The organism is Armatimonadota bacterium, assembly GCA_016869025.1.
Classification (GTDB): Bacteria; Sysuimicrobiota; Sysuimicrobiia; order Sysuimicrobiales; family Humicultoraceae; genus VGFA01.
Genome location: VGFA01000004.1, coordinates 12,975 through 24,681, shown reverse-complemented (window position 1 = coordinate 24,681; position 11,707 = coordinate 12,975). Strand labels below are relative to the sequence as shown.

Genomic DNA, 11,707 nt, shown 5'->3' with positions numbered 1-11,707 from the left:
ACACATGTCGGCCCACATCCACGCGCTGACCGCCTGGGCCACTCTGCTGGTCCTGGCGGTTCCTGCGGCCGGTGCCGCTCAGATCCCGGGCGTTTGGGCGATCGTGCCGGGCGAAGCGATCGGCCCTGTCAAGATCGGCATGACCGCTGCGCAGGTGCGGTCGCTGCTCGGTCGCCTGCCGTGCGAGATCGCCGTGGCCTACACCGACGGCCGGGTCAGCCGCCTGGAAACCAACTGCGGCGTGGCCTATCAGACCGCGGAGGGCATCACCGTCGGCCTGGATGGTTCACGCGTCTGGTGGATCCACGGCCCGCCCGACCAGGCGGTTCCCAGCAACTTCGCCGGCACGCGGGCGGACTGGCTGCTCTATCGCGGGGCCGGGATCGGCTTCCGGGTCATCTACGCCGAGGGCGGCACGCTGATCCAGGCGGTATCGGTGTTCAGGGGCACGGGCGCTCCGGCAGTCCGGAGACCGCCGGCTCCGGTGCCGGTGGTTCCGCCGCCGGTGCTGGGTGACTAGCGGTGAGATCGTTACGACGTTAGCCGCACCATCCGCACCGTGTGCTTCTCGACACGCTCGGGCACGATCCGCACGCCCAATCCGACGCCGGTCGGAACCGTGATCGTCCCGTCGGTGTTGAGCGTGATAGGGGGGTCGATCAGGTCCTGCGCGAAGTAGCGGTCGCTGGCCGAAAGGTCGGCCGGTAGCGCGAAGTTCGGAAGCGACGTGAGCGCCAGGTTGGCCGCCCGGCCGATGCCCGTTTCCAGCATGCCGCCGCACCACACCGGGACGCCCTGCGCACGGCACACGTCGTGGATCGCCACCGCCGCCGATAGCCCGCCGACCCGCGCCTGCTTGATGTTGATGACCCGACAGGCCCCGAGCTGCAGGGCCGCCCTGGCCGCGCGCTCGTGGACGATGGATTCGTCCAGGCAGATGTCTGTCCGCAGTTGCGCCTGAAGCGCGGCGTGGTCCACCATGTCGTCCTCGGCCAGCGGCTGCTCGATCAGCAGCAAGTTGAAGGCGTCCAGCGCCTTGAAGATCGGGGCGTCGGCCAGATTGTAGGCAGAGTTGGCGTCCACTTGGAGAAGGATTTCCCCGAACCGCTCGCGGATGCGGCGTGTCGGCTCGATGTCCCAGCCCGGCTTGATCTTGACCTTGATGCGCCGGTAGCCCTGCCCTAGGTAGTTGGCGACCCGGGAGAGCAGGTCGGCCACCGTCGGCTCGATTCCCAGACTCACGCCCACCGGCACCGTGGCGCGTTCGCCGCCCAACAGCCGCGACAGCGGCTGCCCCTGCTGTTGTGCCGCGATGTCCCACAACGCGGCCTCCAACCCTGCCTTGGCCATGTGGTGGCGGCGGATATGGACGGCGCCGGCGGCGAACTCCTGCGGTGAGGGAACCTGTTTTCCAAGCAGCGGCGGGACCAGGAACCGCTCCAGCACCGACCAGGCCGTATCAGATGTCTCCTCGTTGTAGAGCGGGGCCGTGCCGGCCGGGACCTCGCCCCAACCCTCCAGGCCGCCGGCCTGCACGCGCACCAACAGGCAGACCTTGTCCTCCTCGCGCCCAAACGAAGTCTCAAACGGCGCACGCAACCTCATCTCGATCTGGCGCAGTTCAACCGCCTCGACCCTCATGGCTCCTCCTCACTGGTTTCTCGTGAAAGCACGTACTCGCCCCTGAGCCGTTCGCCCCGGTGCAGCAGGAAGTCCACGGCCCGGTAGCCGCGACCGAAGTAGTGCAGGAACGCCTCGCGGCTGGCCACCCGCCACGCCTGGGTCAGACTCTGGTCCCGCAGCCGAACGGCCGGGAAATCGGTGGGGATCTCCAGGAGGACCACCGGCGCCTCGATGCCGAGCTCCGGATCTGCTGGCGCCGAGGTTGCCGGTTCTGCCCGCAACGCGTGCGGCGCCTGCGGCCACGCGCGGTCCGGGGCCCGGCCCGACATCGCGTCCTCAACCCTACGGGAGCATAGCTCCCAATCCACCTCGATCCGGTCGCTCTCCATTCCGCGGTTCAGCTCGTCCGGCATGTCGCCGTAGTAGTTGACGTAGTAGCGGCAGGCCGTGGCCCCCAGCTTGTGCATGTTGAACCGCGCGTTCACGCTCTGGAGCGGGTCGTACGTCCAGACCGCGCGGTCATATGCCATGGCGATAGCGGCCTGCCGCTGGGCGCACTTCAGCCGGAACCCTACCTCCTGCAACTGCCTGCCTCCCAGGACGCCGGCCATGTGCGAATAGAAGAGCGGCCGGCCGTCGCGCCATCCGGCGAAGCCGTAGCAGAACCCGACAAATGCGCCGTCGGGGTCAACCGCGGCAATCACCGCGCCGCCGGCACCGGATGCCGCCTGCAACTGGTGCACCGGCACGACGTCGCGCTCGGGCATTCCCCAGATCTCCATCTGGAGTGCCTCGATCCGCCGGAACGACTCGATGTCCTTGAGGGTCTTGATTATGATTTCGCTCATGACCGCTTCACAACGGGGAAGGATTCGCCGGGCCAGGTCAGAACTCTTCCTGCGACTCCCATGAATGCACTCCGCGCCCACGCCGCCGCTCACCTGACCGAACACATCAGCCTCCTCGATGGGCTTGTCCGGCTGCCCAGCGTTGCCGCCCAGGGGCAGGGGTTGGAAGAGACGGCGGCCGCGGTCCGCGGGATGTTCGAGGCCGCCGGAGGAACCGCCGAGATACTGCGCCTCCCCGGCGCCGCGCCCGTGGTCCTGGCTGAGTTCGCAGGCCGCAGCGACCGGACACTCCTGTTCTACGACCACTACGATGTGCAGCCCGCAGAGCCCCTCGATGAGTGGACGGTTCCGCCGTTTGCGGTCACGGTGCGGAACGGCCGCATCTACGGACGGGGGACGAGCGACAACAAGGGCGACCTCGTCACGCGGGTGGCCGCGCTGCGGGCGCTGCGCGATACCTCGGGCAGGCTCCCGTGTCGCGTGCTGTTCCTGGTTGAGGGTGAAGAGGAGATCGGATCGGTGCACTTCGACTCCTACGTCACCGGCCTGCGCGATCGGTTGAGGGCCGATGCCTGCGTGTGGGAGTACGGCGACCGGGATCCGGCCGAACGAATGAACGTCATCGCCGGGGTGAAGGGCATCTGCTACGTTGAGATCGAACTGACCGCCGCCAGTCGGGACCTGCACTCCTCGCTGGGCGCCCTCGTCGAGGGTGCTGCTACCCGTCTGGCGTGGGCCGTCACCGGGTTGCGCGACGCCACCGGTCGCATCTTGATCCCGGGGTTCTACGACAGGGTGAAAGCCCCGCGGGCCGAAGCGCTCGCCGCCGCCCGGGAGGTGCCCTTCGAAGAGGGGCAGATGCGGGTACACGCGGGCGTGCGCGGCTTCATCGGCGGACGCACCGGAGGGGATGCGTTGCGTGCCCTGCTCTTTGAACCCACCTGCACCGTCTGCGGGCTTGAGGCGGGATACACCGGAGGCGGGATGAAGACCGTGCTCCCCCGCAGGGCGCGCGCCAAGATTGACTTCCGGCTTGTGCCCGACCAGGATCCCGAGGAGATCGTAGGACTCCTGCGCGCCCACCTCGACCGCGCCGGGTTTGCGGACTGCGACATCAGATCTCTGGGGGGTGAGCGCGCCTTCCAGACCGATCTGTCCCATCCGTTCGTACGAACTGTCGTGAACGCGGTCCGCGCGTCAACCGGACGCGAGACGGTGCTCCTTCCCACCTCGGCGGGCACGGGGCCGATGTACCCCCTGGGGGATCTGCTGGGCGTGCCCATCCTCAGCATCGGGAGCGGCTACTGGGGCTGCGGGGCCCACGCGCCGGACGAGCACATCCGGGCTGCCGACTTCGAGGAGACGATCGTGATGATTGCGCACGTGCTGGAGCGTTTCGCGCTCGAATCATAGTGCGGAGGTCCTGATGCCGTCGCTGAGAGACATCGCCAGAGAGCAGACCGATCCCGCGTTGGAGGTGCTGCGCACGCTGCTCCGCCAGCCGAGCGTGGCGGCCACCGGCGAGGGGGTGGCCGAGTGCGCGGCACTGGTCAGGGGTGCGCTCGAGGAGGCCGGCGCCGCGGTCGCGGTTCACCAGGAGGGAGACGCCGCCCCGATCGTGATCGCCGAGTTCCCCGGTGAGGGAGAACGCACGCTCCTGTTCTACGACCACTACGATGTTCAGCCCGCCGATCCGCTCGCCGAGTGGACCTCACCGCCGTTCGAGCCGGTGGTCCGGGACGGCCGCCTCTACGCGCGCGGCGTCGCGGACAACAAGGGTGACCTGGTCACCCGCCTGGCCGCGGTGAGGGCGCTTGAAGCAGCCCACGGCCGGCTGCCGTGCCGGGTGAAGTTCCTGGTCGAGGGCGAGGAGGAGATCGGATCGCCCAACTTTGGCTCCTATGTGAAGGCTCATGCGGACGCGCTGCGCTCCGACGCCTGCATCTGGGAATCCGGGCAGCGCGACCTCAAGGAGCGGCTGCAGATCACCACCGGCATCAAGGGGATATGCTACCTCGACCTGGAGCTGCACGCCACGAGCCGGGATCTTCACTCGTCGCTGGGGGCTGTCGTGGAGGGTGCCGGCAACCGGATGGCCTGGGCGCTGGCTTCCCTGAAGGATCCGGTCACGGGCCGCGTCCTGGTGGAGGGTTTCTACGACCGCGTGAGGGAGCCCAGCGCGCGAGAGATCGAGGCCGCGCGCAAGGTCCCCTTCGATGAGCCCGAGTTCCGGGCGCACGTCGGCGTGGACCGCTTCATCGGAGGGGCGACCGGTTTCGACGCGGTGATGAGGCTTCTCTACCAGCCAACGTGTACGGTGTGCGGCCTGGAGGGCGGCTACACCGGAGAGGGCTCCAAGACAGTGCTACCGCGTCGTGCCCGGGCCAAGGTGGACTTCCGGCTCGTGCCCGACCAGGATCCGCGCGAGATCGCGGCCCTGGTGGAAGCGCACTTCAAGAAGCTGGGGATCGAGATCGCGGTGTCGCTCCTGGGAGGCGAGCGCGCCTACCGCACCGACCTGGACGACCCGTTTGTCTCGCTCGTGACGCGCGTGGCCGGGGAGGCGACGGGCCGCGAGGTCAAGCTGTACCCCTCTTCTCCGGGCACCGGGCCGATGCACGACCTGGGCGCGGCGCTGGGAATCCCGGTTGTGAGCGTCGGGGGGTCTTACTGGGGCAGCCGCGCCCACACGCCGGACGAGAACATCCGGATGGCGGACTTCGATGAGACGATCTACATGATGGCGCGGTTGATCGAGCGGTTCGCCGGGCTGCCCTAGGTATCCATCCGCTCGCGCAGCGCAGCCAGCCCTGGGCTCAGGGACACGTGGTAGGCCGCGCCGTCGTCGAGATGCTTCAGCTCCTCGGGTAGCGCGGCCAGCCGCTCGGTGCACCGCTGCCGGACCTCCGCAAGGGACTCGGACCGGATCCGGCTGCCTGCCTGCATAGCCGGGAGCAGCAAAGGCGTCGCGCCGGGCGGTCCGGGTTCGTCGTGCAGCGCCAGCAGGTCGCCGGATGGCTGTCCTTCAGGGTCGTGGCGACGCCAGATCTGCTTTCGACCCGGCAGGGTCGCTTTGCCGGCGCTCAACTTGATCCGGTAGCCCTTCTCGTCCTCGACCAGTTTGTAGACGCCCCCGACGCTGGGCGCGTCCGCGGAGGTCCCCAGCTCGGTGCCAACGCCGAAGGCGTCCGCGGCCGCGCCCTGCGCCAGCATCTCGGCGATGCGGTACTCGTTGAGGTCTCCGCTGAGGAAGATCTGCACCTCACGCAACCCGGCCGCGTCCAGCGCCGCGCGCACGGCCCGGCTCTGCGCGGTCAGGTCCCCGCTGTCTATGCGCACGCCGAGCAGGCGCGCGCCCACCGCGGTCATCTCGCGGCCGACCGTGATGGCGTTCACCACGCCCTGCATCGTGTCGTAGGTGTCAATGAGCAGCACGGCGTTGGTGGGGAAGTCGCGCGCGAACGCGCGGAAGGCCTCGAGTTCATCCGAGAAGGACATGATGTACGAGTGCGCCATGGTCCCCACGACCGGGATTCCGTACATCATGCCTGCGAGCACGTTCGACGTGCCGGTGCAGCCCGCGATGTAGGCGGCGCGCGCGGCCTTCAGCGCGGCGTCGGCGCCGTGGTCACGCCGCGGCGAGAAGTCCACCACCCCGCGGCCCCGGGCGGCCAGCACCGTCCGGGCCGCCTTGCTGGCAACCATCACCTGGAAGTTCAGCGTGTTCAGCAGGAGCGTCTCGACGATCTGGGCCTCGATGCGGGGCGCGCTGATCTCCAGCAGGGGCTCTGGTGGAAAGAACACCTCGCCTTCTGGGATCGCGCGCGCGTCGCCGGTGAAGCGGAAGTCGCGCAGGTACTCCAGGAACTGCTCGCTGAACAGCCGCAGCCCACGCAGGTAGCTGATTGCCTCGTCTGTGAAGCGCAGCGCCTCGATGCAGGCCAGGGCCGGCTCGATCCCGGCGCTTACCAGGAACGCGCGGGACGGGGGCAGGGATCGGACGAACAGGGCAAACGTCGCCCGCCCGTTCATGCCGTTGCGCAGGTAGCTGTCCGCCATGGCCAGCTCGTAGAGGTCAACGAGCAGGGCAACGTTGGACGGCGTTACGTAGCCGAAGCCGGGCGAAGGTGCGGGGCCGCTCACAGCCAACGCAGCCGGCGGAAGATCGCGAGCATCGTCAGCACGCTCGCGGCCATCAACCCCAGGGCCGCGATGAACCCGTGCCGCCAGCCGAACGGCGGATAGGCGCGCTCGAAGTTCATCCCGTAGACCCCGGAGATCACCGCCAGCGAGGCAAAGACCGCTGTGATCACCGTGAGCACCTTCATGACCTCGTTCAGCCGGTTGCTCACGATGCTGAGGTAGATGTCCAGCGCGCCGGCCAGCAGGTCGCGGTGCGTGTCAATCTGCTCGGTGATGCGCAGCAGGTGGTCGTAGATGTCGCGGAAGTACGCGCGCAGCGGCGCGCCGATCAACCGCGAGTCGTGCCTCAGCATCAGGTTCATCATGTCGCGCTGGGGCGCGGCGACCCGCCGCAGGTGCAGCAGCGCGCGCTTTGCCGCGAAGAGCTGGTCCATCGTCCGTTGCTTTGGGCCTTTGAAGAGCGTGTCCTCGAGGCGCTCAACGTAGTCGTCCAGGGCGTCGAGCACCGGGAAGTACGAGTCCACGACGGCGTCGAGGATGGCGTAGAGGAGGTAGCCATCCGTGTCGCGCAGATCAGGCGAGGTCAGCGCCAGCCGCCGCCGGACCTCGTCCAGAACGGGCGCCGCGCCGCTGTGCGCGGTTATGACGAAGCCCGCGCCGAAGAAGATGTCAATCTCGTCCAGGGACACGTCGTGCCCGGCCGCGCCGCGGAGCCGCGCGGCGTGGGTGGTGATGAAAAGGAACCCTTCGTACTCCTCGGCCTTGGGCCGCTGCCGGCGCTTGAGCGCGTCCTCGACTGCCAGCGGGTGCAGCCCGAAGGCGGCGGCGATGGGCATCATCATCTCGGACGTGGGGTGCGAGAGGTCAATCCACAGGGCCTGACCCGCGCGCCCACGGAGGGTATCGAGCGGCTCCGGAGGGTCGGTGATGGTCTCCGAGCCGCGGAAGACCAGGATCTGCATGGCAGAGCGGGATGCAGGCATCGGGATGAAGGTTCGGCCCGCGGCAGGGCTTTCCTTGCAGGAGCCCTGGCGGACCAGGAGGAACAGCGCCCGGCCGCGAATAGGCCAGGTGCTCCACAATAGCCGTCTCCGACCCACACCATCCCCCTGGGAGGTGCGGGCGATAGGGTGAGGGGGGCAACTCCCCCGCCTGCCGTATGCAAAGGAGGCGACCCCAATGCGGGTGGCCTCCTGTTTTCACTCTGAGGAAGGGAGGGGAGAGTCCGATGAGCAGACTGCTTCGGGTCAACATGGCCGACCTGAAGGCCGCGTTCGAGGAAGTCCCCGAGCCCTACCGGCTCTGGGGAGGCCGGGGTTTCACTTCGATGGTCACATCCAGGGAGGTCCCGCCCAACTGCCATCCCCTGGGACCCAACAACAAGCTCGTCATCGCGCCGGGGATCGTCAGCGGCACCGCGGCGCCCACTTCCGGCCGCACGTCGTTCGGCGGCAAGAGCCCGCTTACCGGGACCATCAAGGAGACCAACGTCGGGGGTCTGTCCTCGCAGAAGATAGCCCGACTCGGCATCAAGGGGATAATCGTCGAGGGTCATCCCAAGGAGGCCGGGCAGTTCTGGCTGCTCAAGATCAACAAGGACGGCGCGGAGTTCCTCCCGGCGACCGACCTCGTGGGCAAGGGCATGTACGAGGTCTGCCGCACGCTGTGGGAGCGCCACGGCAAGGGCGTGGCGGTCATCGGCATAGGGCCGGCAGGCGAGTACCGCCTGACCAACGCCGGCATCTGCGTCAACGACCCTGAGAACAGCGCCGGCCGCTACGCCGGGAGAGGCGGCATGGGCGCGGTCATGGGCTCCAAGGGGCTCAAGGCGATAGTCGTTGACGACACGGGAGGTCCGGGGGTGGAGATCGCCGATCAGACGCGCTTCCGCGCAGCGATCAAGCCCCTCACGGACGCTTCGCTCAAGCACGACATCGTCAAGAAAGGAGGCGCCCTCAACACTTACGGCACCAACGTCCTGGCCAACATCATGAACGAGGCCGGCGGATATCCCACGCGCAACTTCAGCGGCGGACGGTTCGAGCTGACCGGGCAGATCAGCGGCGAGGCCGTGGCCGAGATCGTCAAGAAGCGCGGAGGCGTTGGGACCACGGGCCATCCCTGCCATCCCGGCTGCATCATCCAGTGCTCGAACATCTACCCCTACCCCGACGGCAAGTTCCACACCTCGGTGCTGGAGTACGAATCGGTGTGGGCGCTGGGCGCCAACTGCGGGATAGGCAACCTGGACGACATCGCCGACCTCATCTGGGCCTGCAACGATGTCGGCCTGGACACGATCGAGGCGGGCGCCACGATCGCCGTAGCCATGGAGGGCGGCCTGCTCAAGTTCGGCGATGCAGAGGGCGCCAAGAAGCTGCTCAACGAGGACGTGCGGGGAGGCACGCCGCTGGGACGCATCATCGGCTGCGGCGCCGAGACCACCGGCAGGGCGTTTGGCGTAGTGCGCGTGCCCACGGTCAAGGGGCAGGCCATGCCTGCCTACGAGCCCCGCGCTGTCAAGGGCATAGGCGTGACCTACGCCACCAGCACCATGGGCGCCGACCACACGTCGGGCTACACGATCGCTCCGGAGATTCTCAGCGTGGGCGGCAAGGCCGATCCGTTCAACCCCCAGAAGGCCGAGCTGTCGCGCTCGTTCCAGGCGGCCACCGCGTTCATTGACACTAGCGGGTACTGCCTGTTCGACGCCTTCGCCGTGCTGGACATCCCTGAAGGCCTGGCCGGCATGGTGGAGTCGTGCGCGGCGGTGCTGGGTACGAAGTGGACGGTTGACGATATCGGGCGTCTCGGCATCGAGGTCCTCAAGGTCGAGCGCGCCTTCAACGCGGCGGCCGGATTCACCAAGGCGCACGACCGACTGCCCGAGTTCATGAAGTACGAGCCGCTCCCGCCGCACAACACGGTGTTCGACGTGACGGACGAAGATCTGGACAAGGTGCACGCCTATTGATTGAGGTCCATCTGTACGGAAGGTTGCGGCGTCTGGCCGCGCAATCCGGGGTGTGGAGGCCTTCCATCGCCTGGGTTGACCTGCAGGAAGGCACGGTCGCCCAGGTGATGGAGGCGCTTGGTGTTGGGCCGGAAGAAGTGAGCAACATCTTCATCAACGGCCGCTACGATCCCGCGGCCCCGGACCAAACCGTTCGGAGCGGAGACAGGATAGGACTCTTCCCGCCGGACATGAGGATGCTGTATGTCTAGCGAACCGGTGGACGTGCACATCTATGGCGCGCTGCAGAAGCGGTTCGGCGCGCCGTCGCCGTTTCAGGCGGTGCGCAGACAGGTTGTGTCGTCTCATGACAGCCGCATCCAGGACATCCTGGTGGAGCTTGGCATAGAACCCAACGAGGTCAGCCACCTCTTCCTCAACGGCGAGTACTCGGCCGCAGGCCGACGCGTGCGGCCTGGGGACCGCCTGGCGGTATTCGGACGCGACATGGCGCTGCTATACCGGCAGTACTTCCGCAAGTTGACGGACCCACCGTGATCGTGACGGTACGGCTCTACGCGACGCTCCGGGATCTGGTTCCGGGCGGAAGGAAGGCCCTCGAGGTTGACGTCCCAGAGGGTACAACCGTAGGCGGCCTCATCGCGCACCTCGGCATCCCTGCCGGGACCGTGCGAAAGGTGTTCGTGGGCGGAATCGCGCGGGAGGACTCGTACGTCCTGCGGCCGGGCGACGAGGTGGGCGCGTTCCCGCCCATTGCTGGCGGCGAAGGGGGAGGCGCGTTCCCGCCGATTGCCGGCGGCGCAGGGCCGGGCGCGTTCCCGCCGATCCCTGATGGCGCGCAGGTGCGGGAGTTTCTGCACATCCGCACGGTGGCCCAGGCCCGGGCGCGGTTCCTGGAGGCGTGGGCGCCTCCCAGGCCGCGGACCGCGCCGGCCGACCTCTCCGCGGCCTGCGGGCGCGTGCTCGCGGCGGATGTCGTCGCCGCCGAGGATCTGCCACTATTTCCACGCTCGGTCGTTGACGGCTACGCGGTGCGCGCGGCCGACACCTTCGGTTCCAGCGAGGGTCTTCCCGCCTACCTGACGGTCGTCGGGGAGATCCTGATGGGCCAACTCCCGGCGCTCACGCTCGGTCCGGGCCAGGCCGCCCGCATCCCGACCGGCGGAATACTGCCTGCCGGTGCCGACGCCGCGGTGATGGTCGAGCACACGGAGGAGATGGCAACGGCCGAGATGGCCACGGCGGAGGCGGCAACGGCCGAGATCGAGGTCCGCCGGCCCGTGGGCCCGGGTGAGAACGTTATCAGGCCCGGTGAGGACGCGCGGCGCGGCACTGTCGTGCTGCCCGCCGGAACCGTCCTGCGCTCGGCTCAGATTGGTTTGCTCGCCGGCCTGGGGATCGCGCACGTGGATGTGGCGGTCCGACCGCGCGTGGCCATCATCTCGACCGGCGACGAGGTGGTTCCACCCCAGCAAACGCCCGAGGCAGGCCAGATCCGCGACATCAACGGCCCGGCACTGTCCGCGGCGGTCCTGGCCGAGGGAGGGGAGCCGCTCTTCTGCGGGATTGTTCCCGACCGGCTCGATCCGCTGCTGGCCGTGATGCGCGCGGCGCAGGAGCGCTCCGACCTGATCCTGGTCTCAGGGGGCAGTTCGATCGGGCTCCGCGATGAGGTTGCCCGCGCGATCGCAGCGCTGGGCCCGCCCGGGGTGCTGGTGCACGGGGTGGCCATGAAGCCCGGCAAGCCGACGGTGCTGGGACTGTGCGGTCGAGTGCCTGTTGTCGGCCTGCCCGGGCATCCCACCACGGTGCTGGTCGTGTTTCATGTCTTCGTGCGCGAGATGATCGCCCGGCTGCTGGGGCGGCGACCCGACCCGCTTCCATCCGTGAAGGCCCGTCTCACCCGCCGCGTGGCCTCCGCACCCGGCCGGACAGATTACCTCCGCGTCACGCTTCACCAGCGTGACGGAGCCGTGTGGGCAGAACCCATCCTTGGAAAGTCGGGATTGATCTCCACCATGGTGGGAGCGGAAGGGCTTGCGACGATACCTGAGCCGGTAGAGGGAATCGAATCCGGGGAAGAGGTAGTCGTGGAGATGCTGACCTCGTGACCGTCTGG

General features: G+C 68.2%; 11 protein-coding genes and 1 riboswitch. Of the genes, 7 read left to right on the top strand and 4 right to left on the bottom strand.

The window, feature by feature from the left end:
- The first annotated feature begins 4 nt into the window (after positions 1 to 4).
- Entirely contained in the window at positions 5 to 520 is a 516-nt protein-coding gene (locus FJX73_03855) for a hypothetical protein (protein ID MBM3469909.1), read from the top strand.
- 11 nt (positions 521 to 531) lie between these two features.
- Here the strand turns inward: FJX73_03855 and menC are convergent, their stop codons facing one another.
- Both menC and FJX73_03845 read right to left on the bottom strand, forming a co-directional pair.
- Positions 532 to 1,641, bottom strand: a complete 1,110-nt coding sequence (gene menC / locus FJX73_03850; GenBank protein ID MBM3469908.1) for an o-succinylbenzoate synthase — start codon at positions 1,639 to 1,641, stop codon at positions 532 to 534.
- Positions 1,638 to 2,471 carry a GNAT family N-acetyltransferase gene (locus tag FJX73_03845; protein ID MBM3469907.1) on the bottom strand — a complete coding sequence of 278 codons (834 nt, stop codon included), beginning with the start codon at positions 2,469 to 2,471 and terminating at the stop codon, positions 1,638 to 1,640. Before FJX73_03845 ends, menC begins: the two co-directional genes overlap by 4 nt.
- Positions 2,472 to 2,531: 60 nt before the next feature.
- Here FJX73_03845 and FJX73_03840 point away from each other — a divergent pair, with 60 nt between their 5' ends.
- Together FJX73_03840 and FJX73_03835 are read left to right on the top strand one after the other, a co-directional pair.
- A complete protein-coding gene (locus tag FJX73_03840) occupies positions 2,532 to 3,884 on the top strand; it encodes a M20/M25/M40 family metallo-hydrolase (GenBank protein MBM3469906.1) in 1,353 nt (450 codons plus the stop codon).
- Positions 3,885 to 3,897: 13 nt separating this feature from the next.
- Positions 3,898 to 5,250 carry a M20/M25/M40 family metallo-hydrolase gene (locus FJX73_03835; protein MBM3469905.1) on the top strand — a complete coding sequence of 451 codons (1,353 nt, stop codon included), beginning with the start codon at positions 3,898 to 3,900 and terminating at the stop codon, positions 5,248 to 5,250.
- Here FJX73_03835 and FJX73_03830 read toward each other — a convergent pair.
- The gene (locus FJX73_03830; protein MBM3469904.1) at positions 5,247 to 6,530 is read right to left on the bottom strand and encodes a nicotinate phosphoribosyltransferase; all 1,284 of its coding nucleotides are present in this window, start codon (positions 6,528 to 6,530) and stop codon (positions 5,247 to 5,249) included. The genes FJX73_03835 and FJX73_03830 overlap by 4 nt on opposite strands.
- A gap of 80 nt (positions 6,531 to 6,610) precedes the next feature.
- Positions 6,611 to 7,597 carry a magnesium/cobalt transporter CorA gene (gene corA / locus FJX73_03825; protein ID MBM3469903.1) on the bottom strand — a complete coding sequence of 329 codons (987 nt, stop codon included), beginning with the start codon at positions 7,595 to 7,597 and terminating at the stop codon, positions 6,611 to 6,613.
- 94 nt (positions 7,598 to 7,691) lie between these two features.
- A riboswitch (molybdenum cofactor riboswitch) is annotated at positions 7,692 to 7,800 on the top strand.
- A gap of 42 nt (positions 7,801 to 7,842) precedes the next feature.
- Between corA and FJX73_03820 the strand changes: the two genes are divergently transcribed.
- The 4 genes from FJX73_03820 to FJX73_03805 are packed head-to-tail and all read left to right on the top strand — an operon-like array spanning position 7,843 to position 11,699.
- Entirely contained in the window at positions 7,843 to 9,588 is a 1,746-nt protein-coding gene (locus FJX73_03820; GenBank protein MBM3469902.1) for an aldehyde ferredoxin oxidoreductase, read from the top strand.
- Positions 9,474 to 9,839, top strand: a complete 366-nt coding sequence (locus tag FJX73_03815) for a MoaD/ThiS family protein (protein ID MBM3469901.1) — start codon at positions 9,474 to 9,476, stop codon at positions 9,837 to 9,839. The genes FJX73_03820 and FJX73_03815 overlap by 115 nt, the downstream gene beginning before the upstream one ends.
- Entirely contained in the window at positions 9,832 to 10,125 is a 294-nt protein-coding gene (locus FJX73_03810; protein ID MBM3469900.1) for a hypothetical protein, read from the top strand. The genes FJX73_03815 and FJX73_03810 overlap by 8 nt, the downstream gene beginning before the upstream one ends.
- On the top strand, positions 10,122 to 11,699 hold the full coding sequence (locus FJX73_03805; protein ID MBM3469899.1) for a molybdopterin molybdenumtransferase MoeA: 1,578 nt from the start codon (positions 10,122 to 10,124) through the stop codon (positions 11,697 to 11,699). The genes FJX73_03810 and FJX73_03805 overlap by 4 nt, the downstream gene beginning before the upstream one ends.
- Positions 11,700 to 11,707 lie beyond the last annotated feature (8 nt).